Origin of the sequence: Paenibacillus ottowii (genome assembly GCF_050516475.1) — a bacterium.
Lineage (GTDB): Bacteria > Bacillota > Bacilli > Paenibacillales > Paenibacillaceae > Paenibacillus > Paenibacillus ottowii.
This window is the reverse complement of the sequence record NZ_CP191577.1, coordinates 1,522,352-1,548,817: the sequence shown is the minus strand read 5'-3', so window position 1 is coordinate 1,548,817 and position 26,466 is coordinate 1,522,352. Positions and strand designations below refer to the sequence as shown.

23 protein-coding genes and 1 CRISPR repeat array are annotated in these 26,466 nt (G+C 45.3%); of the genes, 21 read left to right on the top strand and 2 right to left on the bottom strand.

Annotated features, from left to right (window positions below; genetic code table 11):
- Nucleotides 1-175 precede the first annotated feature (175 nt).
- From ACQQ6X_RS07225 to ACQQ6X_RS07210, 4 genes are all read left to right on the top strand, one after another.
- The gene (locus ACQQ6X_RS07225) at nt 176-2,617 is read left to right on the top strand and encodes an AraC family transcriptional regulator (protein WP_305164762.1); all 2,442 of its coding nucleotides are present in this window, start codon (nt 176-178) and stop codon (nt 2,615-2,617) included.
- Nucleotides 2,618-2,749: 132 nt separating this feature from the next.
- Nucleotides 2,750-3,757 (top strand): tripartite tricarboxylate transporter substrate binding protein, encoded by a 1,008-nt coding sequence (locus tag ACQQ6X_RS07220; RefSeq protein ID WP_305164761.1) that lies wholly within the window; start codon nt 2,750-2,752, stop codon nt 3,755-3,757.
- Between the two features lie 48 nt (nt 3,758-3,805).
- Nucleotides 3,806-4,807 carry a 2-keto-3-deoxygluconate transporter gene (gene kdgT / locus ACQQ6X_RS07215; protein ID WP_305164760.1) on the top strand — a complete coding sequence of 334 codons (1,002 nt, stop codon included), beginning with the start codon at nt 3,806-3,808 and terminating at the stop codon, nt 4,805-4,807.
- Between the two features lie 149 nt (nt 4,808-4,956).
- Entirely contained in the window at nt 4,957-5,310 is a 354-nt protein-coding gene (locus ACQQ6X_RS07210) for a hypothetical protein (RefSeq protein WP_305164759.1), read from the top strand.
- Between the two features lie 82 nt (nt 5,311-5,392).
- On the opposite strand, the gene ACQQ6X_RS07205 is transcribed toward ACQQ6X_RS07210, so the two are convergent.
- Both ACQQ6X_RS07205 and fdhF read right to left on the bottom strand, forming a co-directional pair.
- The gene (locus tag ACQQ6X_RS07205; protein ID WP_305164758.1) at nt 5,393-5,875 is read right to left on the bottom strand and encodes a DUF1641 domain-containing protein; all 483 of its coding nucleotides are present in this window, start codon (nt 5,873-5,875) and stop codon (nt 5,393-5,395) included.
- Nucleotides 5,876-5,887: 12 nt separating this feature from the next.
- Nucleotides 5,888-8,830: a formate dehydrogenase subunit alpha gene (gene fdhF, locus ACQQ6X_RS07200; protein ID WP_305164757.1), complete on the bottom strand. Its 2,943-nt coding sequence runs from the start codon at nt 8,828-8,830 to the stop codon at nt 5,888-5,890.
- 603 nt (nt 8,831-9,433) lie between these two features.
- Between fdhF and moaA the strand changes: the two genes are divergently transcribed.
- The 17 genes from moaA to cmr5 all read left to right on the top strand — a co-directional run bounded on the left by moaA (nt 9,434) and on the right by cmr5 (nt 26,451).
- Entirely contained in the window at nt 9,434-10,447 is a 1,014-nt protein-coding gene (gene moaA, locus ACQQ6X_RS07195; RefSeq protein WP_305164756.1) for a GTP 3',8-cyclase MoaA, read from the top strand.
- Nucleotides 10,448-10,487: 40 nt separating this feature from the next.
- Nucleotides 10,488-11,300 carry a formate dehydrogenase accessory sulfurtransferase FdhD gene (fdhD, locus tag ACQQ6X_RS07190; RefSeq protein WP_305164755.1) on the top strand — a complete coding sequence of 271 codons (813 nt, stop codon included), beginning with the start codon at nt 10,488-10,490 and terminating at the stop codon, nt 11,298-11,300.
- A gap of 136 nt (nt 11,301-11,436) precedes the next feature.
- Nucleotides 11,437-11,685 (top strand): MoaD/ThiS family protein, encoded by a 249-nt coding sequence (locus ACQQ6X_RS07185; RefSeq protein ID WP_063210014.1) that lies wholly within the window; start codon nt 11,437-11,439, stop codon nt 11,683-11,685.
- 62 nt (nt 11,686-11,747) lie between these two features.
- A complete protein-coding gene (locus ACQQ6X_RS07180; RefSeq protein ID WP_305164754.1) occupies nt 11,748-12,452 on the top strand; it encodes a molybdenum cofactor biosynthesis protein in 705 nt (234 codons plus the stop codon).
- 91 nt (nt 12,453-12,543) lie between these two features.
- A complete protein-coding gene (locus ACQQ6X_RS07175) occupies nt 12,544-13,623 on the top strand; it encodes a thiazole biosynthesis adenylyltransferase ThiF (protein WP_305164753.1) in 1,080 nt (359 codons plus the stop codon).
- Between the two features lie 75 nt (nt 13,624-13,698).
- A complete protein-coding gene (gene modA, locus ACQQ6X_RS07170; protein WP_305164752.1) occupies nt 13,699-14,514 on the top strand; it encodes a molybdate ABC transporter substrate-binding protein in 816 nt (271 codons plus the stop codon).
- Nucleotides 14,515-14,542: 28 nt separating this feature from the next.
- A complete protein-coding gene (gene modB / locus ACQQ6X_RS07165) occupies nt 14,543-15,208 on the top strand; it encodes a molybdate ABC transporter permease subunit (protein ID WP_305164751.1) in 666 nt (221 codons plus the stop codon).
- Between the two features lie 185 nt (nt 15,209-15,393).
- Nucleotides 15,394-15,741, top strand: a complete 348-nt coding sequence (locus ACQQ6X_RS07160; protein WP_063210018.1) for a DUF2294 domain-containing protein — start codon at nt 15,394-15,396, stop codon at nt 15,739-15,741.
- Nucleotides 15,742-15,813: 72 nt separating this feature from the next.
- The gene (locus ACQQ6X_RS07155) at nt 15,814-16,551 is read left to right on the top strand and encodes a tRNA(His) guanylyltransferase Thg1 family protein (protein ID WP_305164750.1); all 738 of its coding nucleotides are present in this window, start codon (nt 15,814-15,816) and stop codon (nt 16,549-16,551) included.
- A gap of 3 nt (nt 16,552-16,554) precedes the next feature.
- Nucleotides 16,555-17,007, top strand: a complete 453-nt coding sequence (locus ACQQ6X_RS07150; RefSeq protein ID WP_305164749.1) for an AAA family ATPase — start codon at nt 16,555-16,557, stop codon at nt 17,005-17,007.
- A 10-nt stretch (nt 17,008-17,017) separates the two neighbouring features.
- The gene (locus ACQQ6X_RS07145; protein WP_305164748.1) at nt 17,018-17,848 is read left to right on the top strand and encodes a siderophore biosynthesis protein; all 831 of its coding nucleotides are present in this window, start codon (nt 17,018-17,020) and stop codon (nt 17,846-17,848) included.
- Nucleotides 17,849-18,289: 441 nt separating this feature from the next.
- A complete protein-coding gene (locus ACQQ6X_RS07140; RefSeq protein WP_305164747.1) occupies nt 18,290-18,970 on the top strand; it encodes a hypothetical protein in 681 nt (226 codons plus the stop codon).
- A gap of 688 nt (nt 18,971-19,658) precedes the next feature.
- Nucleotides 19,659-20,154: direct repeats of the CRISPR family, unit length 32 nt; unit sequence GTCGCTCCTTATGTAGGAGCGTGGATTGAAAT.
- 345 nt (nt 20,155-20,499) lie between these two features.
- Complete coding sequence (cmr1, locus tag ACQQ6X_RS07135) at nt 20,500-22,053, top strand: type III-B CRISPR module RAMP protein Cmr1 (protein WP_305164746.1); 1,554 nt, start codon at nt 20,500-20,502, stop codon at nt 22,051-22,053.
- Nucleotides 21,945-23,870: a type III-B CRISPR-associated protein Cas10/Cmr2 gene (cas10, locus tag ACQQ6X_RS07130; protein ID WP_305164745.1), complete on the top strand. Its 1,926-nt coding sequence runs from the start codon at nt 21,945-21,947 to the stop codon at nt 23,868-23,870. Before cmr1 ends, cas10 begins: the two co-directional genes overlap by 109 nt.
- Nucleotides 23,839-25,128, top strand: a complete 1,290-nt coding sequence (cmr3, locus tag ACQQ6X_RS07125) for a type III-B CRISPR module-associated protein Cmr3 (protein WP_305164744.1) — start codon at nt 23,839-23,841, stop codon at nt 25,126-25,128. The genes cas10 and cmr3 overlap by 32 nt, the downstream gene beginning before the upstream one ends.
- Nucleotides 25,118-26,077 carry a type III-B CRISPR module RAMP protein Cmr4 gene (gene cmr4, locus ACQQ6X_RS07120; protein ID WP_305164743.1) on the top strand — a complete coding sequence of 320 codons (960 nt, stop codon included), beginning with the start codon at nt 25,118-25,120 and terminating at the stop codon, nt 26,075-26,077. The genes cmr3 and cmr4 overlap by 11 nt, the downstream gene beginning before the upstream one ends.
- On the top strand, nt 26,074-26,451 hold the full coding sequence (cmr5, locus tag ACQQ6X_RS07115; RefSeq protein WP_305164742.1) for a type III-B CRISPR module-associated protein Cmr5: 378 nt from the start codon (nt 26,074-26,076) through the stop codon (nt 26,449-26,451). Before cmr4 ends, cmr5 begins: the two co-directional genes overlap by 4 nt.
- Nucleotides 26,452-26,466 lie beyond the last annotated feature (15 nt).

Here is a 26,466-nt window from a genome sequence, read left to right as displayed (position 1 = left end):
CAATCAATATTAGTAGTACATAAAGAAGAAGTTTACCCTCTACAGGGAGACTTCTTCTTTTTTATTTGAATGATGTGACTTCTGTTAAGTTTGATGTATATAGGCAGGAAATTCCACTTCATGCGTCAAATAGATGTAAAAGTAATATCTCATCTGATGATGTGAGTTATAGGAGATGGATAGCGTAGACCGGAAGGATGAAGTTACAGGAATGCTGCGACTTAAGCTTCGATTGATACTGAAAAATAAGCAGACAAGACTGATTTTGCTGCTCACCCTGTGCGTGTCGCTCGTGATCAGCGTGATCGGCTTGCTATCGTATTCAAGATATCGTGAAGGTTTGGACACTGAGCTGAACACACCCAATATAGAATTGTTGCAAATCAATCTGGATGTGACCAATCGGGCTTTTCGTGAATCGGATAACAAGGCGCTGGATGCGGCTTATCATCCGGATGTAGAGACTTTTGTACGTGTCTCGAAGGATGGAAAGTCGTTATCCAACAACGCTACTGTCATAAGTCGGCTTCAGAAATATTTGAAAACCCTTTCTTCGCATGAAGAAATTCACTCGGTTGAAGTCATTTCTTTGGACAATCATGCTCTCATCTCCAGCAATTATGGTTATTTTTCCGATTGGAATCAAGCACCGGATACAACCTGGGTTTCCTGGATTCAGGACATCCAAAAAAAGCCATTGCTGATTAAGCGGAGATGGTATGGCACGGATCAACAGCATGGCACGATAGAGCTGCTCTCGCTGGCTAGGCCTATAGTTGAGAATGGACAGGTCATGGGTGCGGTGTTAATCAATCTGGATTACGATCGTTTTTTCTCCAAACTATATATTCATTTATCCAACTCGCAATACGTCTATGATCTGGAGGGAGAGTTGATCTATCCCAAACTGAGATCGTCCTTACCCCTAAATGATATGGGCAGGGTTTTGAAAGAGCTGGATGTGAATCCTTATGCTTATGTAGAAATTGGAGATATGGAATACATGGCGAACCAGACCTTCTCCGATGTCACGGGCTGGCGTCTAGTATCCCTCGTACCGATGGACAAGCTGCTGAAAAATGTGAAGCTGGCGCGCAATATGATGCTGTGGCTGGCCTTGATCTCTATTCTGGCTGGGTGCTCGGCAGTGTACTATTACAATTATGCAGCTTTTCGCCCCATGAAAAAAATTAATAGTCTCCTGAATTCAGGAAATAAGGGAACACGCCAGGGAGGATTGTATGATCTGGAACCCGTGATTAGCAAGTTGGTTGGAGAATTTCATCGCAAATCATTGGTGGTAGAGCGAAGCTTGCCGGAGCTGCGATCCAAATATATAGAAGATGTTTTCCAGCGTAGAATGGGTATACAGGAAATGCGTACGAAATGGGAGCAGTATTTTTCCGATTGGGATCGTAGTTCTTTGGTTGTTATGGTCGTGTCGATCGATCGGTATTCTATGTGGACCGCAAGCTTTCCAGAAGAGGACAAAATGCTGCTCAAATATGCGCTGAACAATATTTTACTGGAATTGCTTGAGCCTCAGTGGAAAGCAGTCAGCGCGCCGGAGGAGGAGAGTGGTCTGGTTGTCCTGCTGCAGCTCAGAGAGAGTATAAATGAAGTTGGAGCGGAGGGAGCAGCCAAAGAGAGAGCATGGCTTCGCAAGGGCGTTGACAGGCTAATTCAGGTGGTCGGTGAGTATCTTCCCATGACTATTTCGGTAGGGATCGGTCATAAGGTCACAGATATTCAAGAGGTACGGGCGTCTTTTATACAAGGAAAAGAGGCGCTTGATTTGCGTTTGTATGAGGGGTATGGACGCTCACATATGAATATGAGCAGCAACATAAGTGTGAAAAAGGATTGCATAGTGGATGCGCAGTCACAGGATCAGGCTCAGGATGCAAGATTACTGGACCATCGGCGTGTGAATCTGATTCGTGCTGTGGAGTCACAGGAGCCTGGTGCAAGTGCAAAGCTAGTCAGCCAGTGGGTAGAAGAACTTCGACACTATAGGACATCTCCAAACCAGGTCTACCTATTTGTTCATGAACTGCTGGAAGATTTGCTTAAATGGTGTACCACTCAGAGCGTGACACCACCTGATCAGCTTGCTGATTATCATTGGAATCAGATTTTGACGCTAGACCTTCAAGACATTGAGGCTCTGCTGGCCATCATGTTGACCGATATTGAAGAAAAGTGGCGCGGACGCCAACAGTCCAAAGATTTTGTACGTGTACAAGAGATGATCGAATATATGGAACATCATCTGCATCTGAACATCGGACTTCAGGAAATTGCGGCTCATGTTCACATGAGCGTGTCCTCAGTGAGCAGCATGTTCAAGGAGGAAACGGGAACTACCGTATACGACTATTTGACTGCATTACGTGTCAAAAAGGCATGCATATTGCTGTGTGAAACGCATTTGAAAATTAGTGAAATTGCAGAGCAGGTCGGGTATCGAAACGAGAACAGCTTTATTCGTGTATTCCGCAAGTATAAACAAGTGACCCCAGGGAAGTTCAGACAAATCAACAAATCTTCTAATGAATATGCAGATCGGTCAGAAAATCGATGCTTTGGTGAAATTGAAGATAAACACGAAAATTAGATGATGGATGTGGATCTCCACGTTGCGGTACATTGACTTCATGTAAGCGTGAACAATATGACCGAAAACGTTGGAGGTGACAACGGGCGCAAGATGATGGGCCCAGTTCAATTGTGGAGAAGAGGAAGCGTAATGAAGAAAAAGTCATGGCAAAAATATGTGCTGGTTGCGGCAGGAGTGGCTATGCTTTCTGCCTTGAGTATCAGTGAGTATGTGGATCACCGCACCCTTCAAGATCACAGCCGTGTATTTCCTGCGAAGCCAGTAACACTCGTCGTTCCTTATGCGGCGGGGGGTGGTACGGATATTACCGCAAGAGCGTTGGCAAAAGCCGCCGAAAAGCATCTCGGACAGCCGATCATCGTCGTTAATCGAACAGGCGGCGGCGGTTCTGTCGGGCTAATGGAGGGAGCTGAGGCGCAGGCGGACGGTTATACCGTAACGTATCTGGTCGCTGAACTGACTACATTGCCACATTTGGGGCTGCTGCCGATCACCTATGAGCGCTTTAAACCGCTGCTTCAAACGAATATGGACCCTTCTGCTATTACGGTCCGGGCGGATGCCCCGTGGAAGACAGCGGAGGCATTTCTGGAGGATGCTAGGACTTATCCAGGCAAGCTAAAAATGGGGAATGCAGGCACGGGAAGTATCTGGCACCTCGCTGCTGCGATGCTGGAGCAGAAAAGCGGAGTCCGCTTCACCCATATCCCTTATGAGGGAGCAGGTCCAGCCGTTTCTGCGTTAATGAGCGGATTCGTGGATGCTGTACCTGTCAGTCCCGCAGAAGTGAAGAAATACGTGGACGAAGGAAAACTTCGCATATTGGCGATCCAGGCAGACACCATTTCGGAAGCGTTTCCAAAGGTGCCAACCCTTCAGCAGGCGACTGGGCTGCGTGTCCATTTTATCGGCACCTGGAGAGGGCTGGCTGTACCCAAGGATACACCGAATGAAGTGGCTCAAACGCTGACGGATGCACTGATCAAGGGGACGAAAGACGAGCAATTCAGGAAGGAAATGCGAAAGCATGGGTTAGGGCTGCGTGTCCAGGATGCAGAGGCATTCGCACGTCAACTGAAGGATAGTCATGATACTTTCGCCAAATTAATTCCTGAACTCGGCTTAAGCCGCAAGTAAAACGGCCTTGTTTTTGCATAGGCAAAAACGAAAGGGTTGAATGAAGTTATGAGAATTAAACAAAACATCGATAAAATTCCAGGGGGCATCATGCTGGTGCCGCTGTTTATCGGCGCACTTTTTCATACGTTTATTCCATGGGCAGGCGACTATTTTGGATCTTTTACCAAAGGGTTGATGACCGGTACGGTGCCCATTTTGGCAGTGTGGTTTTTTTGTATGGGCGCTTCCATAGATGTGCGGGCGACAGGTACCGTATTGCGTAAATCGGGAACGCTCGTATTGACTAAAATCGCGGTCGCCTGGGTCGTGGCGATTATTGCGTCTAGATTGCTGCCTGTTGGCGGCGTAGAAAGTGGACTATTTGCAGGTTTATCGGTACTGGCGCTGATCTCGGCTATGGATATGACGAACGGCGGGCTCTACGCCTCCATTATGCAGCAGTATGGTTCCAAGGAAGAGGCAGGAGCATTCGTGCTGATGTCCCTGGAATCAGGTCCATTGGTGACCATGCTTATTCTGGGAAGTACGGGATTGGCCGTTTTTGAACCACAAACATTTGTTGGGGCCCTATTACCATTTTTGGTCGGCTTTACGCTGGGCAACCTGGATCATGATTTCCGCAAATATTTTGGGAACGCGACACAGGCTCTGATTCCATTTTTTGGTTTTGCACTGGGTTGTTCCATTGACCTGAGTGTTATTGTCCAGACAGGTGTGCTAGGTATTTTATTGGGTATTTCTGTAATTCTCATTACAGGTATTCCACTCATTTTGGCGGACAAATATATCGGTGGTGGTAACGGTACGGCAGGGATTGCTGCCTCCAGCACAGCAGGTGCAGCAGTAGCGAATCCAGTCATTGTTGCCAACATCAAGCCTGAATTTTTGCCTGTTGCGCAATCTGCAACGGCATTAGTAGCCGCTTCGGTCATAGTGACCTCCATTTTGGTTCCTATTTTGACGGCATACTGGGCCAATTATATGAAGCGCAAGGAGGATTCTAAGAAAGCCGGGCCTATAACTCCAGGGACGAATATACCTAAATAAAAGTTTGAATGATGAAGGCTCAATGGATCGACATTACCATTACCCGGGAAATGCTGTCCTAGTTACAGTTACACCTTATATCCTCCTGACATGATAAAACTTGTCCTAAAACGCTTCTGCCAACATACATATGTAAGCAGAGGAGCGTGATGGAATTGGAAAATAAAGTGCGTCGCTATTACCAGTTAAAGCAAAAGCAAAAAGAAATCGAAGGTGAACTGGCTGATTTACGTAATGACATTACGGCTCATTGTGCAGAGCAGGAAGTATCCGATTGGGAAATTGGCAACTACCGGGTCAGGATTGTACAGCAGCAGCGCAAGGAATACGATCATGCAAAATTGTATGATTCATTGCCCGATCCTCAACTATGGCGCTTGTTTTCAAAACCGGATTCTTCAAAAATTGCCAGCTTGCTAAAGCTTAAAGTCATCGCTGACGAGCAAATAAAAGATGCTGTTTCACATAAAACGGTGACGTTGTTGCAAGTGGATAAAAAATAAATAAAAAGAGCTGTCCCCATTTTGGGAGCCAGCTCTTTTTATTGTCTGTGGTTAGAAGTCTTCAATCTTCATGTCTATTAAGCTATTGATCAGACAAACCTTTTCCCATGCCTTTGAGAAAATGAATACCGAACCCCATTGCCCGGTTTATATCCGGGTCATTCATGGCCTTCATAAGATCGCGCAGTCGCGTCTTTTTATTCTGCTTTAGATGCTCTTCGGCTTCATTCAGACCTGTAGTGACACTGCTTGCCAGTTTTTTCATCAGCTCGGGATCTACCTCGGACAGCATCCCCGCTGCTCCCATCAGATTATTAATGATGTTCGTCACAGGCTTACGCGTTGCTTGTCCCACAGCGATTTTGGCGATGCTTTCTTTGGCTTTTAGCATAGATTGAGCTGCTTCGAGCAGACCGCTGTCGTGCAGCTCGCGTACAATCTCAAGTGTCTTCTGCAACGCCGCCCCATTGTCTGCTAGCTCCGCAGTGAGCTGATCTAGCGATTGTTTTTGCCTTTCTTCTGCGGTCAAAATACGTTTTCTCACAATTGAAATAGGCTTAGCCATCGTTTGACCTCCTTATTTTTGATCTACCAAATCGATGTAACCCGGACGATTCCACTTACGATCCACCTCAACCCCATTTTGCGGATGCCGCTTTTTATAACGTGGATTGATAGCTGGGAGCGGATTTTGACCATCGAACTCCAAAACTTGCATCCGTACTTTGGTTTGTTTATAGGCCGGTGTACGGGTAATCACATCGAATGCTCCACCTGTTAATAGATTGACAGCTCCCTCATGGCTGGTAGAGTGCATCGGCACATAAATTTCTGTTCCTTGCACCCGGTCCGTCACCAGAACATGCAGCTTTACCGCACCATAGGGAGATTCCAGTCGAACCAGCGATCCGTCTGTGACTCCGCGTTCTTCAGCCAATTCAGGGGACACCTCCACAAATACTTTTGGCAGTTTGAGCTGGATGCCTGCTGATTTGGTCGTCATATTTCCTTCATGAAACTGTTCGAGCAGTCGACCATTATTTAAGGTCAGATCGAATTCAGCAGGGTACTCTTTTGGTGGTACATATTCGAAGAGTCCCAAGCGTGCTTTTTTATCTGGAAAGTTGAAGCCGTTGGTATGCAGGAGCGGTGTGTTGCTGCCGTCCGGTGATCCCCAATGGAAGCTGTTCCAGCCTTCCAATACGTCGTAATTACATTGGGAGAAAAATGGGGTGAGCGCCGCCATTTCCTCAAAAATTTCGCTCGGATGACTGTAATCCCAATCAAATCCCATGTATTTGGCAAATTGGCTGAAAATCCACCAATCCGGTCTGCTGTCTCCCACAGGGCGAAGTGCTTCATATAAACGCTGTACACGACGTTCGGTGTTCGTGAAAGTGCCGTCTTTTTCGAGTGAAGGTACGGCTGGCAAAATAACATCAGCGAATTCAGCTGTCTTGCTCAAAAATACATCCTGAACGACAAGGAAATCCAAATTCGCCAGCATTTCTTGGGTATGGTTGGAGTCTGCATCCACCCAAGCCATCTCTTCGCCAGCGATATACATCGCTTTGAGCTTACCTGTTTCAATGGCTTCCAGCATTTGAATGTTATCCAGTCCGCGTTGACTTGGAATTTGTACACCGTAGGCCGCTTCGAACTTGGCACGAATGGCGTCGTTTGTTACAGGCTGATAGCCAGGGAAAATATCCGGCATTGTCCCCATATCGGCAGCACCCTGAACATTGTTATGTCCGCGCAGCGGATATGCGCCTGCGCCTGGACGCATAAAGTTGCCAGTCACCAGCAGCAGGTTGGCAATTGCAATCGAAGTGTAGGAGCCCGCGATGTTCTGCGTCACACCCATGCCCCAGCAAATGGCCGTGCCATCCGCTTCGTGAATCATGGTTGCTACCTGAATCAGCGTCTCTTTGGAAAGGCCAGTCTCCTGTTCAGCGAATTCCAGGGTGAACCGCTCCAGCAATTTCAAATATTCAGGATAGAAATTTACATGTTCCTCAATGAATTTAGCATCATGCCAGTTTTGCTCAATGATGTATTTGGCTACAGCAGATAACCATACATAATCAGTACCTTGCTTCGGACGCATGAACAGATCCGCGCGTTCTGCCATTTCATGCTTGCGCAGATCGACGGAGATTAGCTTTTGACCATGCAGCTTATGCGCACGTTTGATACGGGTAGCCAGCACTGGATGTCCTTCTCCCGGCGCACAGCCGACCAGTATGACCAAACCTGCTGAGGCAATGTCTTTGATCGTACCGCTGTCCCCACCGATGCCTCCGGTGTATTGCAGCCCCCATGATGCAGGAGATTGGCAATATCGTGAGCAGTTATCAACGTTATTCGTTTGAAATACCTGACGAGCCAGCTTTTGCATCAGATAATTTTCTTCATTGGTAAATTTGGAGGAAGAAATAAAACCGAGTGCCTCGCCGCCGTAGGTTTCTTTAATCGCTCCCATTTTACTGGCCATCAGGCTCAAGGCTTCTTCCCAGGTTGCTTCCACGAATTCGTCTCCTTGACGAATTAACGGCGAGGTCAAACGCTGATCGCTGTTCACGAAATCCCAGCCGAATTTCCCCTTAACGCAGGTCGAGATGCCGTTAACAGGCCCCTTAGAGGTAGGCTGTACCTTCAAAATTTTGCGACCTTTGGTCCAAACCTCAAAGCTACAACCTACACCGCAAAACGTACAGACGGTTTTTGTTTTTTTCGTGCGGGTTTCGCGCATGGCTGCTTCGGCTTCCGAAATTGCAAAAATCCCGCTGTAGCCTGGTTCCACTTCCTTAATTAAATCCACCATGGGATTTAACAAGTCCTTATTTATGCCGCTCATGAAGCCAGCTTCCCCCAGCATGGATTTTTCCATTAAGGCGTTGCATGGGCAGACCGTTACACACTGACCGCAGCTGACGCAGGAGGAATCGTTAATGGCAACTCCATCGTCCCAGATCACGCGAGGGCGTTCGGATTCCCAATCGAGGGACAATGTTTCATTGACCTGAAGATTCTGACATACCTCTACACATTGGCCGCATGCAATACATTGATTGGGATCATAGCGGTAAAAAGGGTGGGACATATCCACTTCTGTGGGGTCAACCTTCGGTCGATACGGATATTTTTGATGTTCAATTTCCATAAGCTCTGCAGTATTATGCAAGGTGCAGTTACCGTTGTTGTTATCACATACTGTACAGTAGAGAAGGTGATTTTCCAGCAAACGATCCATAGCCTCGGTTTGGGCCGCTTTTGCGCGATCCGAATGCAAATGAATATCCATTCCATCTGTAGCAAGGGTTGAACAGGAGCGCATAAGTTTTCCGTCTACTTCCACGATACATGTGTCACAGGTGCGGATCGGATCCACTTCGGGAACGTAACACAGTTGGGGATGGGCAATATTATTTTCGTTGATCACTTCAAGAATGGTTGCACTGCTTTTGGTTCTCAGTTCCTGTCCGTTTAATGTAATTTTGATTGCATTATCCGTCACGGTTCAGGCTCCTTTCAGATTTTGAATTTTAAAATTGGGAATAAAAAAACTCCACCATAAACACAAGTGCTCGTGTTTAAGCACTTGTGTTTATGGTGGAGTAGTGACCAAGCTCTACGTCCTGGAGGCCAATCCGCCATAGGAATATGTATTAATATCAAACAGTACGCACCGTTTGTATATCAATAAATCAGATATGTCATTTTCTGCATGTCATCTGGTGTAACTATAGCGTAAAATTTAAGATAGTTCAACGGTGCTTTATTAAAAATTTTAACTGATAATGATTATCGATTGAGAAAGCGAAAAATCATTGACAAACGTTCCAGGATTGCTAACAATAGGAATGTAATCTATTTGAGAGCATTCGTGAATGGAGTGTACGTGGGAATCGCGTATATTTTATTTGGCGCAGCGCTTGTTAGTTTGATTTTTCTATATCACATGATCTGAGGATTCGTAAAATCCTGATGTAGATAAATTAACCGGCATTTAGCAGATTCTTCGGTATTCATAAGCGAAGAAGTTGTTGTGATGCCGGTTTTTTGGTTCAGTCCAGAGTTTGAAGAGGTTTATTAATGAAGACGGATTGAGGTGAACGGGATGGCAAACCGCAGCGACGATCAATGGAATCGTCCGTTACGGGACTTGAGAATATCCGTCATAGACCGATGTAATTTTCGGTGCCGATATTGTATGCCTGAAGAAATATTTGGCCATGACTATCCGTTTTTGCCAAAAGAAAAAATATTGACCTTTGCGGAAATTACCCGCCTCTCTCGTATCTTTGTCTCGCTGGGCGTTACAAAGCTGCGTATTACTGGGGGTGAGCCGTTGCTGAGAAAAGATTTGTCCGCGCTCATTCATTCGCTAACTCAACTCGACGGGGTGGAAGATGTTGCCATGACGACGAACGGTGTATTTTTGCCTAAGTATGCGGCGTCACTGCGAGAGGCGGGGCTGAAAAGAGTAACGGTTAGTCTGGATTCGCTTAATGATGATCGATTCCGCCGGATGAACGGGGGGAGAAGCAGCGTAAAGGCGGTGCTGGAAGGTATTGAGGCTGCTGCTCAAGCAGGCATGCAGGTGAAAATAAATATGGTCGTGCAAAAGGGCTTTAACGATCAGGATATCGTGCCTATGGCCGACTATTTCCAAAAGAAAAAGCATATTTTGCGTTTTGTTGAGTTTATGGATGTAGGGAACACCAATGGCTGGAAATTGGATCAGGTTGTGTCCAAGCAGCAAATCATCGAAACCATCCATAAGCACATGCCGTTAGAACCTGTTCCACCCCAGTACAAAGGTGAGGTAGCGACGCGCTATAGGTATCTTGACAGAGATGGGGAAATCGGCATCATTTCATCTGTTACGGACGCTTTCTGCTCCACATGTACACGGGCGAGAATTTCTGCGGAGGGCTCCTTGTACACATGCCTGTTTGCGTCCAAAGGGTACAAGCTACGCGCAATGCTGCGCTCCGAGCAGTCCGATGAGGAGATTAGGTCCTACATTGAGCGTGTTTGGAGAGGACGTACCGACCGCTATTCAGAGGAACGGTTAACTCATACAAAGCAAGCATCGTCCAAAATTGAAATGTCACATATTGGCGGGTGAACCGAAGAGCCAGCCTGTCAGAAACAAGGGAGTTGAGCACATGGAAAAGCCAGCTGAGGTAAAACGCGAGATTCTACGTTATCGGGACGGTCAGATTAAGCGTTTTGAAGACACAGTGGTGACGGAGTATCCGGTAACCATTAAAATCAATCAGCAGGAATTTGCCACCATGGTTTGTACACCAGAGTATGTAGAGGATATGGTAGTGGGCTTTTTGGCCTCTGAAGGCGTCATTCAACGGTATGATGATATCGAAGATATTTGGGTTCAGGAAAAAGAAGGTTATGTTCATATTAAAACCCGTCGGATGAATGAGTTTTATCAAAACTTTCATTCCAAGCGATATATTACCTCCTGTTGCGGAAAAAGTAGACAGGGATTTTACTTTATAAATGATGCCAAAGTGGCAAAAAGAATGAATGATACCCATGTTACGGTGTCTTTTAGCGACTGTTTCCGGCTGATGAATTTGATGCAGACCTCGGCGCATACGTTTCAGGAGACTGGTGGCGTTCACAATGCAGCGCTGTGTGACAAAGACGGAATAATCTTGTCCAGAATGGATATTGGCCGACACAATGCACTGGATAAAATCTATGGGTACTGCCTAAAGCATGATATTATATTACAAGATAAAATCATCGTATTCAGTGGGCGCATCTCGTCTGAAATTTTATTGAAGGTTGCAAAGATTGGTTGCGAGGTTGTTTTGTCCAAGTCAGCTCCTACAGAGCTTGCACTTGAATTGGCAGAGGATCTGGGGATTACTACCATCGGCTTTATACGAAGTCGTTCTTTGAACGTATATACGCACACGGAGCGGATTGATGAACTGGTTGAATCTAAAATATAATATAAAAAATGGACAATGTAGACCATCATCGTTAACCAGCATGGAATAAAACCTTTCGAGGTATTAGTTCATGTTGGTTTTTCTTGGTGTATATGCGATGATTAGTCCTTGTACCTGAAAGGGGGGAACCTACTTAATGAACTATCATATTCAAGTATTTGCCGGACTTGCAGAACTGATGGGAAGTCCTATGATTACGGTGCCTGCTGATCAGGAAACGATGACCGTCAACGCATTAAAAGATTTGCTGTCCCAGTATTTCCCTGAAGCGGCCGCCCAGTTGCAGGGGGCTTTTGTTGCCAGAAATCAGGCCTACGCTGCTCCTGAGGATCTGGTTAGTATACATGATGAAATTGCGATTATTCCTCCGGTTTCAGGAGGGTAAGCTTCAGTAACAGGCTAGGTGAAATCGATAGATAGCGTGTATTAAAGGGGGTCAGAGGCATAATGCGATACCATATTCAATTATTCGCAGGTGCGGCGGAACAATTTAGTGACGTGCTCACCGTGGAGCTTTCACAGGAAACGGTGACCATTGCAGACATTAGAACAAGGTTAAATGAACTGTACCCGGAGATAACTTCACAACTGCCTGGTTCTTTTTTTACCCATCATAAAAGACTTGCTTCTCCAGATGAACTTGTGCTTCCATCAGACGCAATTGCTCTTCATCAGTCAGCACCCGGAATGGAAACCGTTGTTTCAAAATGCGGCTTATACGCTATTACATACGACCTGATTGATGCCGATGAGGTAACCTCTAAGGTACACGACCCTTCGCATGGGGCTTCACTGACCTTTAATGGTACGACTCGGGAATTTACAAAAGGTCAGCGAACGGTGCTGCTTGAATATGAAGCGTATGTCCCGATGGCCATGAACATGATGAAGCAGATTGGCGACGAAATTGCTGACCGCTGGCCGTCAACGCGCACTGCCATTACACACCGGCTTGGTACGGTAAGGATTGGAGAGACCAGTGTCGTGATTGCTGTTTCTGCTGCGCACCGTGATGCCTGCTACGAGGCAAGTCGCCATGCCATTGAACGCTTGAAGCAAATCGTACCGATTTGGAAAAAGGAAGTGTGGGAGGATGGCTCAGAGTGGAAGGGACACCAGCTAGGTGGCTGGAATCCTCATAACACCCCATAACTTTCGAGTTAGGTGGGGACATCTGGACTTTTATCTTGTCTGATCAGCTTGCAGCAATTAAAGGATAAGAAGTATGGGGGCGTAAATTACGATGTCTGAAATGAAAAAGGACCCAAAAACGGATGCTGATGCAGAAGCACACACGCAGGCCTCACACGCCCGATACTCAAGGCAAGAGCTATTTGGAAAAATCGGGCCGGCAGGACAAAAAAATATCCGCAGCAAGCATGTGTTAATGGTAGGTGCTGGAGCACTGGGGACGGCCAACGCGGACATGCTGGTGCGAGCGGGTATCGGACGGTTGACGTTGGTTGACCGGGATTATGTAGATTGGAGCAACCTGCAACGCCAGCAGCTCTATGACGAAGCGGATGCCCGTGAACAGATACCCAAGGCAGTGGCTGCCCAGAGGCGGTTGCAGCAAATCAATTCGGACGTGGACATCCGTGCGCTCGTCCAAGATGTATCACTGGAGGAAATCGGCGATATTGCGGCAGGGGTGGACCTTATTGTAGATGCCACAGATAATTTCGATACACGTCTGCTGTTGAACGATTACGCCGTCAAGCACCGAATCCCTTGGATTTACGGAGCGTGTGTAGGCAGTTACGGAACAACCTTTACGATTGTTCCAGGACAGACACCCTGTCTGCATTGTCTGCTGGGAACTGTACCGCTCGGCGGTGCGACCTGTGATACGGTCGGGGTGATCAGCCCGGCTGTACAAATGGTAGCAGCTTACCAGAGTGCCGAAGCATTGAAGTTGCTCACTGGGGACAATTCAGCCTTGCAGGGCAAGCTGATTTCCTTTGATCTATGGAATAATCAACATCAGGCGATCCAAATCAGCGCTATGAAAAAAACGGATTGCCCGACGTGTGGGGAGCATCCAGTGTATCCATTTTTACAATCAGAGCACCAGACTAAAACGGCTGTACTGTGCGGACGTGATACGGTTCAGATCCGACCGATCATGGGCGCTGCACGCGATCTGAACGAAGTGGCCCGTCTGCTGTCCCGCCAGGGGGGCAAAGTGGAGCATAATCCTTATCTAGTGTCCGTAGTCATTGGAGCGCATCGGCTGGTCCTTTTTCAGGATGGACGTGTTTTGATCCATGGCACCAAGGATATCGCCGAGGCGAGGTCTATTTATCACAAATATTTGGGTTGACCAAATAGATTCAGACCGTAATGAGATGCACACTGTCACCTCATTACGGAATTTAGAGGACAGGGGAAGAAAAAGTTGAAAAAGAAATTCGGGTACATATTCACATTCGTTGGATTGTTGGCATGGGTTTTGGCTGGATGCTCGTCTCAACCTGCTGTACAGTCGACAGCGTCTGCGCCTAAAACAGAGTTGATCGTATCTGCCGCTGCGAGTCTTCAAGATAGTCTGAATACGCTCAAGGCACAGTATGAACAGCAGCACCCAGATACCAAGCTTACCTTTAACTATGCTTCATCCGGTACTTTACAAAAACAAATTGAGCAGGGTGCACCCGCTGACGTATTTATATCGGCAGGTATGAAGCAAATGAAGGCTCTAACTGATGCATCATTAGTGGAAAAAGATAGCGTTCTGCTCCAAAATAAACTGGTTGTGGTTGTTCCGCAAGATAAGGCAAAGAGTACAGATAACAAGAGTATGACACTCAATGATCTGACAAGTCCTTCTTTCATGAAGCTTGCGGTTGGGGAGCCTTCTACCGTTCCTGCCGGACAATATTCCAAAGAGTCGTTGACAAAGGCCGGATTATGGGACAAGCTGGAACCGAAGATGGTATTCGCCAAAGACGTAAGACAAGTATTAAACTATGTTGAAACAGGCAATGCCGATGCTGGACTCGTTTATTTGACGGATGCCAAATCATCCGATAAAACAGTCGTAGCACTAGAAGTACCTGAGGAATTGCATGCACCTATCCTGTATCCGGAAGGTATTGTAAAAGCAACCAAACACAGCAAGGAAGCAGGCGAGTTTGTCGATTTTCTGCGTACAGATAAAGCCATGAGCGTATTCAGTAAAGATGGATTCTCAGCTCCAACAGAAAAGAAATAGAATTCACAGATAAAGGAGGGGGATTCCGTTGGATTGGTCGGCTTTTCTTCCTCCGGTTATCGTATCTGTCAAAGTTGCTGTCGTTGCCAGCATCATTGTCTTTTTATTAGCTACTGTGGTAGCCCGAATGATGGCGAACTGCAAGCTGCGGAGAGGAACTAGCGTGATTGAGACCGTCCTACTTCTTCCGCTCGTTTTGCCACCCACTGTTGTCGGCTTTATTTTACTCATCTTGCTGGGAAGGAAAAGCTGGATTGGCACTGCATTTGAAAGCCTGTTCCAGCAGACGATTGTATTTACGTGGGGAGCCGCCGTGGTGGCGGCCGTAGTTGTTGCTTTTCCACTGGCTTACCGGACGATCAAAGCAGGCTTTGAAGCTGTAGATCCTGAGATAGAGCAAGCTGCACGCGCGCAAGGTGCCAACGAATGGCAAGTGTTTCGCCATATTACAATGCCCCTTGCTTACCGACCACTTATTTCAGGGTACATTCTCGGATTTGCCCGAGGGTTAGGGGAATTTGGTGCTACGCTGATGCTTGCGGGCAATATTCCGGAGCAAACTCAAACTCTGCCTACAGCGATTTACACCGCGTCCGAGGTAGGAAATATGACACTCTCCTGGAGCTGGGTGGCCGTTATCATTTTATTCTCTTTTATGATGTTGATGCTATCGAATCGATTGGTGAAGGATTAATCTGTTTGCATTTAGTAATATACACAGTCTGTCCGATCGGGCGGGCTGTGTTTTCTTTTCTATGAAGTCCCATGGTAAGTATGTTCCAAGAATCACTTTCGCTTCATCACTGTTTTATATGATAGGAATCGGTTATGATGGAAATAGTAACAAGGATTTTAGTAGATTTAGGAGAGCGGTGCGATATGAGAAAGGAAACGGGTTTTAACGAAATTATTCGCAAAGTACGTAAAGAGCTATTTGGAAAAGGCCCGGAACGCATACATACAACCTTTGTAGATAATATGGCCATCACAATGCTATACGGTAATTTAACTCCATCGGAGAAGTTTCTTGCGCAAGAGGATGCAGGAAGAGAGATGGTGCATGCAGCTCGAACCAAAATGGTACAAAAAATCTATCCTGTACAGTTCAATAAAGAACTGGAGGATTATATGGATTCCCGCTTACTGCATCTCTTTTCAGATATTAAAGTGGAAGAAGATATAGCCATCTCCGTATTTGTATTTGAGGACAATATTACTGTGAAATAAAAAGAAATCTGGAGTTTACAGCCTAACATTCGGGAAATAGATGCTGTGAAAAGTAAAGGAGTTACATAGTTTATGAAAAAAGATGATTTTGGAAATAGAATGAAGGGATATGAAAATGCTTATAGGTTAAGTCTGCCTCGCCGTTTACCCGTAGTTATCAGAATCGATGGTGCTCATTTTCATACCTATACCCGTGGGATGACGAAACCTTTTGATGAGAAGCTAATCTTTGCATTGTGGGAGACGTGCAAATATTTGGCCTATAATATTATGGGCTGTAAATTGGTGTACCATCAGAGTGATGAAATTTCCCTACTTCTTACAAATTATGACAAATTAACAACACAATCTTGGTTTGAAAATAATCTTCAAAAGATGGTGTCTATATCTGCCTCTCTGGCTACTGCCAAATTTAACGAAGAAATCCGGAAAGTTTATCCGGATCAACCTCTAGCTACTTTTGATGCAAGAGCATGGGTTTTGCCTCACGATGAGGTTGCAAATTACTTTCTATGGAGACAACAAGATGCTACTAAAAACAGCATTTCTATGGTAGCTCAAGCTCATTTCAGGCATTCAGAACTACAAGGATTGAACGGAAGCCAGCTCCAAGACAAGCTTTTTGTGGAAAAAGGACTGAACTGGAACGACCTGCCGGTCTGGCAAAAGCGGGGAATCTGCATTACCAAACAACAGTATAACAAAGGAGAAGCTGTCAGAAGTAAGTGGGATGTTGATCATGAGACGCCGATCTTTTCACAAAATAGAGATTATATTAACCAATATGTATACTTGGACAAGGATGTGTGAGTTTTGGAGTGTGTCATTTTTATAGGAATTCAGGCTTCGGGCAAGTCGACTTTTTATAAAGAACGATTCTTCAAAACACATATGCGGATAAATCTTGATATGCTTAAAACACGAAATAGGGAAAATATATACCTTCAGGCCTCCATCGAAACGATGCAGCGTTTTGTAGTGGACAATACAAATCCCACAGTCGAAGAACGAAAGAAATATATAGATGCTTGTAAAAACAAGGGATTTAAAATCATTGGCTACTACTTTGAACCCGATTATGCTGAATCTATTAAGCGTAATGAGCAGCGCACAGGCAAAGAGCATATTCCTGAAATCGGTATTAAAAGTGTAATAAGTAAACTAGAGGTCCCAAGTTACGAAGAAGGATTTGATGAACTCTATAGCGTGATTTCCAATGAAGGAACATTTCAGATCAGAAGACTGCCGGAAAACCATACAATATAGGGGGAGTACCATGAACATACCTGAGAAATTTATCAAACGTTTTCCAGCATACGAGGACGTATTTGCCAGCGATCTTGAACATCACCGCAAGCACTTTCTGCCAATCTGCTCGATTAATCTCCAATTTTTATTTCCAGAGCAGGACGAGTGGCTTCATTTTGTTTCCGTAAAAGAAATCCACGAAGGCTGTGTGGGTGAAAATACTCAGCAATTTCATACCTTATATACCAAGGAAGATATGCTGGGATTCGATGTAATTGACGGCAAATACAAATTCGAAGCAGACTGGAATTATTTTAGTCTTCATCAGAAAGAGCAATTGGAAGACACCTATGAGGCGCTGAAATCTACCGGAGATAAAGCGTACCTACTTATGAAGAGAGAAGTCATGGCGTTGGGCGGACTGGAACAGGTGTACATAGCTAATGAACAAGACTACGAAGCTCGCAAAGCATTTTTCTTAGAAAATAATAAAATCTATCCTTATTCCTCCTTTGGAGAGGCCAAAAAGTTTGTGGAAGAGCTCACCCACGATTTCGAGGAAAAGCAATCAAGCGGTTGGGGGCTAAGCTTTCCCGAAATCAACGGTATTCTGGATGATATCGCATTTCAGTCTGATGAGGCCCAAAGCTACATCAAGGAATATGACGAATCCTTGGAAGAGATGCTTAAGTTCGAGCAAACTAACTTGCTTCATGTGCCTAGACGTGCCGATGGTGAGACGTTTACCTATATCGGTTCTTTCACCGGATATTATTTTCAGGCGTTTGGAGCCGATACGGTTTACTTATTTTATGATCGAGAATTAAGAAAAGCGGTAATTTGTTTCGAGTATTCCTAGGATATAGAAAAAGCTCCCCAGACGGGAGCTTTAAAAGTTTATTTCTTATTGATCTTCACGTCGTGCTCTTTGGCAAGTGTGTTAACCTGTTCACCAAAATCTCTGAATAGCTTTTTACCCTCGCTTAGCTTGGTGTTACCCTCATTAATTAAGTTCAGATCCCCTTTTTTTGTATATTTATGGATGATTGGATGTGTTTATAGGCTAAAAAAACTGCCGTTATCCATTCGAGCATAAATCCTACCCAAGCGACCAGCAGAAAAATGTGATCCAAGTGAAAAGCTTATCGTCTTTTTCTTATCGGAATAAATAGTTGCGATTATTATAACGTAATGGTGGGGGAATAGATAGCTGAAGAAATGGTTTATTTGATCACTACTATAGACCTATTACCAAAGACATGGTAGAGTTTTGGTATATATTAGGCAAAGGGGTCAGTTTATGAAAAAGATATTTTTATGGTTATGTGTAGCAGGAATCGTTCTATCGGGGTGTACTACTTCCAAGAGCGATACCACGAGTACAGAGAGTGCTACAAGCTCAAATGTATCAGGAGGCTCTGCCAGTTCATCTGTACATGAGACGGTAACGACTGAAAATAGTGGATATCAAGGTAAAATTTCATTTCGTAACGTAGGCTGGGGGATGAGTAAAGAACAGGTAAAGGCATCTGAAGATATGGAAGTTGAAGAGGAAGATCATGAGTCAGTGGCCTATTACTCCAAGATATTGGGACTGGAAAGCGGACTTATGTACTTTTTTGTGGATGATCAATTGGCTCGTGCAGGTTATGTAGTGACCGAAAAACATACGAATAAAAATGAGTATATTGAGAATTATAATGACTTAAAAAAGAGCCTAACGGAGAAATACGGTAAGCCTAGCAGTGATGATACCCTTTGGAAGGGAGATTTATACAAAGGCACGCCAAGCCAATGGGGAATGGCTGTAGCGACAGGCGAATTGCATTATCAGGCAGCATGGGAGACAGAAGATACAGAAATTTTGCTTGATTTACAAGGTGATAATTTCGAGCCCCGCCTGAGTCTAGTGTATGACAGCAAGGAACTACAGCATTTGAGTGAGCAGCAAAAGGATCAGGAATTGAAAAAGAATATATAACAGTATAAGACATGGGTTTCATAGGCTTTCAGTGCGAACCCCTAGCGCACATGAAACCCCCGGAACATTCGCACCCCGCGCCAGGCGTGGGATTGAATGATTTTGGGGTAAGGATTTTAACATTTATTGGTGAGTTGAAAAGAGATTCGCGAAAAAATGTTTACAAAGTCTTGCTGATAAGGCTTTGTAATGCATGCTGTCGCTCCTTATGTAGGAGTGTGGATTGAAATCCAACCATCGGTAATCTGCCACGTAATCCCGCGAGGTCGCTCCTTATGTAGGAGCATGGAATGAAATTGCAGAAACTCAGTTGAAAACGATCCGCTAAAACCGTTGCTCCTTATGCAGAAGTGTGGATTGAAATCGTAATACAATAGTTGGGACGATTCTTTAGCGGAGTTGCTCCCTATATTGAAATGTGAATTTTACTCAGCTTGTGGCGTCATACATCATACCCGTATTCGCTAGTTCGTCGCTTCTTACAGGGCGATGTATGGTAAAATAATTAGACCTATAATTTGGTGCGAACCCTAAGTGCACATGAAATCCCCGGAACATTCGCACCCCGTGCTAGACAAGGGATTTAGCGATTTTGGGGTGTGATTTTTAATATTTATTGGTGAGTTGAAAGAGATTCGCGAAAAAGCGTTTACAAAGTCTTGCTGGGTAAGTCTTTGTAACGCGTGCTGTCGCTCCTTATGTAGGAGCGTGGATTGAAATTCCAGTTATTAGCTTATTGACGAATTGCCTTGAAGTCGCTCCTTATGTAGGAGCGTGGATTGAAATAACCACGAAAACCCTATGCTTAACATCGGCAGTAGTCGCTCCTTATGTAGGAGCGTGGATTGAAATCGCGATTTATAGTCGGCAACGCTTTTTTACCGACGTCGCTCCTTATGTAGGAGCGTGGATTGAAATAATTCTGCAAAAGGTGTCATGGTACTGTACGCCTCCGTCGCTCCTTATGTAGGAGCGTGGATTGAAATTAACTCTCGCAACAGCTTATCATCACCAGGGTCAGTCGCTCCTTATGTAGGAGCGTGGATTGAAATAAGCTGGTTCTACGTGATGCCAATTCGGATCAAAGTCGCTCCTTATGTAGGAGCGTGGATTGAAACTAAAATGAGATATCGTGGGCCTAGCTTTTTATTGGTCGCTCCTTATGTAGGGGCATACATTGAAGCCAGCCATAGATGAGGCCCGCCACTCTCTGGACGTGAGAGGTACAACAACCAATAATTGTACTTTGATCTTGTAAAAAATGAAATAACCCAAAAGCACCGAAGGTTCTCCTGAAATGGGGACTTGGGTGCTTTTTGGCTTTTTGTATTTTAGGTTAGTGAAATTCTCCATAGTGATAGAGAACGTATGTGAAAAGAATGTAGAATCATGGAAAATAATCCTGTAAAAATTTCCATCGTAGAGTATAATGTTCTATAAAAGAGATACTTTTAGCCTATTTATAGTCGTTTTACCTTGGGAAATAGTTCGTTGAAACTATGTAATTAGTCATGATGTGAGGTGATTTTATGGACTACAAAAATCGCATTTTACCGCCTAAACTGAAGGATGTAAAAGAAAATTTAATAAGTGGCAGAAAGCAATCAAAAGAAAAGAAGCCCTACGAGATCAAGATTGTCACCCCCATGTTCGGAGGCGGCAACGAACCGGGGGAATTGGATGAAACATTTCCTGTCCGGAGTTCTTCGATCCGGGGACATTTGCGCTTTTGGTGGCGTGCGACACGAGGAGCAGCATTTCAGGATGTGAAAGAGTTGCGCAGGCATGAGGTCGCAATTTTCGGTGATACCCATTCGCCCAGCAGGGTGAAAATTTGGGTGGAAAGCAGACATAAACCCGAAATTACGGATGCAAGGGAAATAGATAAAAATAAACAGGTCCGGCCTGGGAAGGAACCTGCTTATCGTTTTAAAAACTTTCTCCCGCTCTATGCTGTTTTTCCATACACCAGCAACAACAAAGTAAGAACTTTGAGGAAGCTTACCTTTACTCTGTATGTTCAATATAGCGACTACATTCCTACAGCTAAAGATAAAGTTCAAGACAATCTGTTTCCAGATATAGAAGCATTAAAAAAAGAAGTTGAAGCGGCTTTGTGGGCATGGATTAACTTTGGTGGAATCGGGAATCGAACACGCCGAGGCTGTGGGAGCCTGTTTAGTGAGAGCTTTTCCCCAAAGCTGGGTGAGAAATACGCTAGCTATACCGATTGGTATGAAAAAAAGCAATTAGAATATGGATTAAAGCTCCTTTCTTGCGAAGAAATAGGAGGATTAGGACAAGGTTGGCCTACGTTGCCTAAAGAAATTCACATCCAAACATATGATAGAGATTTGACTCTCGCCTGGAAAAAGGTCATTGAGATTTACAAAAATTTCAGAGCATTCAAAGCTGGATATAAGCGAAGTATGTGGCCAGAAGCAGATTCATTGCGACTCATAACCGGAATGGCAGAAGGTCGACATAAAGATCCGCTGCCCGAAGATAAAGGCAAATGTATTGCTTTTCCACGGGCCGAAATGGGCTTGCCTATTATTTTTGAATTTAAACAGGATTTTAAATTAAAGGGCATGTTTTCAGACAAACGAGAGCCTTATAAGACTCAGCTAATACCGAAGGGGAAAAATCGGCTTGCCTCGCCACTAATTACAAAGGCGTTAGCCATCAGTGAGTGCAGGGGAGTCGGTGTCATTGTCAGATTAAATCATCCTAAGCTGGACAAGCTTGAGTTGCAAATGGTTCCAGAAAAAATGGGCAGGTTGTCAAAACATGAAGAAGAAATAAAGAAGTGCCATGAACGGAAAGTAAAGGATCGTATTAAGCAATACGACATTACCCAAAAGGACATTTATAAAGAACTTACGTATTCTGACAGCCCTGTGAATATGGGGAATAAAGAGAAGCCTTTCACTTCTGCAATAGATGCTTTTTTAAACGGGAAGGAGGTCGAAAAATGGAAGATTCATCGAGAATCAGAAAAGAAACCGTACATGGGCAACCGCAACGGACAGAACAAATCTTACAACGGTCGCAACAATTACAACAACCGACGCAATACTTAATGCTCTTCTCTATCGGTCCTGTGCAGGAATTTATTGCTCAGGCTCGTAAAACTCGCGACTTGTGGTTCGGGTCCTATGTGTTGTCCGAGATTAGCAAGAAGGCAGCTAGGGAGTTGTCAGAGGTACATAAGGCAAAGATGATTTTCCCTTATCTGGACCAGAACATGACCAAGGTTGAGCTGGATTATCTCAGAGTTGCCAACAAGGTACAGGCTATAGTGACCACAGATAACCCGCGACAGGTGGCACTGGATGTGAAGCGTGCAGTGACGTTCAAATGGCTGGATTATGCCAATAAAGCGAAAAAAAGACTGGGTGACAGCATCATCGGACCGATGTGGGAACGTCAAGTGAAGGATCTGATTGAATTTTTTGCTGTATGGTCTGTGTTGGAGGGCAAATACGAGGATGTGCTTAAGCAGACGGAGCAGCTTATGGCTTCCCGAAAAACCCTGCGTGATTATCGTCCTAATGAACCTGCCAATCTCTTTGGTGATGCCAAGTCAAGTCTGGATGGCGGAAGAGAATCTGTGTTGAAAACAGGGAAATACGCCTTTTATGCCGGGTTTGGTATCAAACCGAAGGAAGAGCTTGATGCGATTTCGCTTGTGAAGCGTTTGTCACGTTTTATTGGGCATGAGAGAGAATTTAAATCAGTGTGCGATGTAGCCTTTCGCCAATTCGAGGATGAGGTCAGGAAACCGAAAAATCTAAAGATCAAAGACAAAGTAGATTCTTTTTACCGAGATATAAGAGAAAACTTAAAAGAACATGTGGACGTATCCAAATTGGCAGGCGGTAAAGCGGACACTTACGACTCTCGTATGTTTTATTCCAACAGGATAGAAGAGGCGATCACGGAACTGATGACGGAGCAACAGGCATCTACTCTGCTAATCGAGAAATGGCCGGAGAAAATGACACAGTCAATTACCAGGAAATTGGATGCTTTATATAATGAGATAAAAAGAAGACCGACCTCCTATTATGCTTTGATTGTAGGGGACGGGGATCATATGGGGAACTGCTTGCGTGGCATGAGTACAGTGGAGGAGCATCAGAAATTCACGAAGCAGCTTTCCAGGTTTGCGTCACAAGTCGATAGCATTGTCACTCAGCATGCAGGCCAGATGATATATAGCGGCGGTGATGATGTCATGGCGTTGCTCCCGCTTCATCATTGTTTGGATGCTGCCGGAGAAATACAAGAGGAATTCATCCATATTATGAAGCAAGCAGTTCCTGAAGGGACGAGCTTGCCTACGTTTTCGGTGGGGATTGCCATTGTACATATGATGGAGCCATTGGAAGAGTCGCTGCAACTGGCACGGGCAACCGAGGCCTTGGCGAAGGTACGTCGTGATTCATTGGCTATTTATTTTCAAAAGAGAAGTGGTAGTGAGGAAATGAAGGTGAGCCTCCCCTTTGGCGATCAGCCAGTGGAGACGATCAACAAGATGAAGTCGCTATATAAGTCAGGTCATATTTCATCCGGTTTTGCCTACGCGTTAAGACAACTGCATGTGGAGTATGAAAATTTACAAGCTCATAAGACTGTGCCACAAGAAGGTTTGGGTGAATTGCTGCTACAGGAAGTACGGCGACTGATCATAAGGAAGAAACCCGCACATATATCTACAGACAATATGGTGGGAGAAGTGTTACCCATCTTTGCTGGATTGCAGGAGCTAGGGGAGAAATCCCACTCCGATTCGCTGGCGCTGCTGCATCGGCTGGCAGAGCAATGCGTGATTGCAATAACTTTGGAGAAAGTGGGTGGAACCGATGGAACGCAGTATACAGATTCAGCCTCTTGAGCCGCTGATGATTCGGGACGGAAGACCGTTTGGAGCTACGCCTGGTGCCCGGGCACATAGCTTGAATACCGTCACACCAGGGGTGATAGCCGGAACCTTGCGTACGTTGATGCGCCAACAATGTTCACAATATTCCACTTTGGCAAAGGTAGATGTGCGTGGCCCAATATATATGTTGGAAAACAGGCTTTTTTACCCCATGCCACATGATCTGGATCTATATGAACCAGAAACGGATCATGAGACAGGCGAGGATAAAAAAGGTAGCATTAGTGTCCATGTGCGAAGACCTTGCCGGCCTCCGAAAGAACAAGAACAGGTCAAGCAGGGCTTCCTTGGAACGGGCAACACTGGATTGCATGAGGACAAGCTATGGCCGATTCGGATGCCAGAGATTATTAAAAAAAACTTGAAATTCGCGCCCGCCTATGTCTCGGAGGAATGGATGATTCGGTGGCTCTGCGATGAGGTTCCACCACAGGAATGGGCTGATGCCATAGGGCAATGGCGGTATCAGCAGACAGAGAAGAAGAAAAAAACGTCCTCCCCAGAACATTTCATGGCACCCTTTGCCCGTGAGGTACGCACGCATACGGCGATCCAGCCAAATACGTATACAGCCATGGATAAGGCTTTATTTTCTACGGAATCGCTGGTGCTTCCACCCGACCTGTCGCTTGTCGCCCATGTGAAGATACCGGAGGAATTGAACTGGACAGGCAAAATCAACGGTCTTCATTCCTTGGGAGGGAAACGGAGGCTGGCACATTTTCAGGAAATTGAGCATTCGCAAAAGCAAAGTGATATCTGGACATGTCCGGAAAAGGTATTGCAAGCAGTAGCCGCTCATCCCAAATATGTGCGTATGGTGTTGACCACTCCCGCATACTTCTCCAAAGGCTGGTTACCAGGCTGGTTAAATGAGGAATTAGAATCGACCGAAAAGCTCGACCATAAACTGCCCATCAAGCTCAAGCTGCGCTGGGCATGTGTCCCCCGCTGGCAGGCCGTTTCGGGCTGGAGCTACGGTAAGAATAAAGCTAAAGCCGTACGTCGTATGGCTCCGGCAGGCAGTGTATACTTTTTTGAAGTCATCGAGGGTGATCCGGTAGAACTGGTTCGCAGCAAATGGCTTGCGTCCATGTCTGATGAAGATCGTCGACATGCATCTTTTGACAAGCAAGATGGTTATGGACTCGCAACATGGGGGATATGGAATCCACTGAATTCAATGAGGGGGATGGAAAATGGCAACTGACAGTCGAATGTATATGGTGCATTGTATGACTCCTGTGCATGTGGGTGCAGGACAGGGTGTAGGTATCGTTGATATGCCGATGATGAGAGAAAAAGTAACGGAATGGCCCTATTTGCCAGGCTCCAGCATAAAGGGAGTACATCGGGATTTTTTCAGCAATGGAAACCACAAGCAGCCGGGTAAATGGCTGGATGTTGCTTTTGGTAAGGGAAGTAGTCGGAGCGAAGAAGATACTGAGGGCTCAGATGAGAGGAATGCGGGAGCGTTGGTAATGACGGATGCCAGAATTTTGGCTTTTCCAGTCGCCAGTCACTATGGTACTTTTGCTTATGTCACTTGTCCACTCGTACTGAAACGGTTCAAACGGGATGTAGAAGCAGCCAATATAGCCATGCCAGAATTGAATGTATCCAAGTTGTCGGAGCTGGTGCAGTCAGATCTGGATCAGGATTGTTCAGTAGTTCATTCCCTGAGCCAACTGAGGAAGCGTGATCATGCAACGAGGAAAGACAAACTGTTTATCGACGAATTTGTCAATGAAGCAGTAGAGGACCCTATTTTCACCGATTGGGTAAATTGGCTGGCAAAGCAGTTATTTGCCGATGATCCTATTTCTCAGTCCATGCTAACCGAGCGGATTGCGGTTGTTGCCGATGAAGCCTTTCAGTATTTTGTAACGATGTGCAGTGAGATTGTACCTCGTATTCGTATTGACCAAAATGTAAAAACCGTTGCAGAAGGTGCGTTGTGGAATGAGGAGTATTTACCGACAGAGTCCATTTTGTATGGATTGATCTGGTCCGATCCGGTTCTCGGTCAACAGCATAACACGAACGGACGCAGGCTATTGGACGAATTGCCGCCGAAGACGTACCTGCAAATTGGAGGAAACTCCACTGTAGGCAAGGGGAGAATTCAGTGCAGCTATGTCAAAGGGGGAGCGCTATGAAATCTGTAGCCCATACATATGCCGAAAAAGCACTCCATAGTATCCGGCAGATTGAATCCAGTAGTAGCGCCAAAGAGTATGGTCGGCTATGTCAGTTATTTCCTTCTATGCTGCTGGTGAACGGACTGCGATTGACGGTTGCCTTTTTTCGAAGTAAAGCAAGCAATGACTCGCCTTCTAATCATGATCGATACCTTAGCGATATGGGAGCTGCATTGGGAATCTCCAATTGGGAAAATGAGCTTTCTTCTCACGGAATGACCATGACGGAGTACCGTAATTTGTCCCAAAGGGCCCTTAATGCAGCCGTCTGGTTTAAACGATATGCAGAGGCTATTCTCCGAGTAGAAGCGTCGGATAGTATGGATGCATGATGAAAGGGGGGAAGA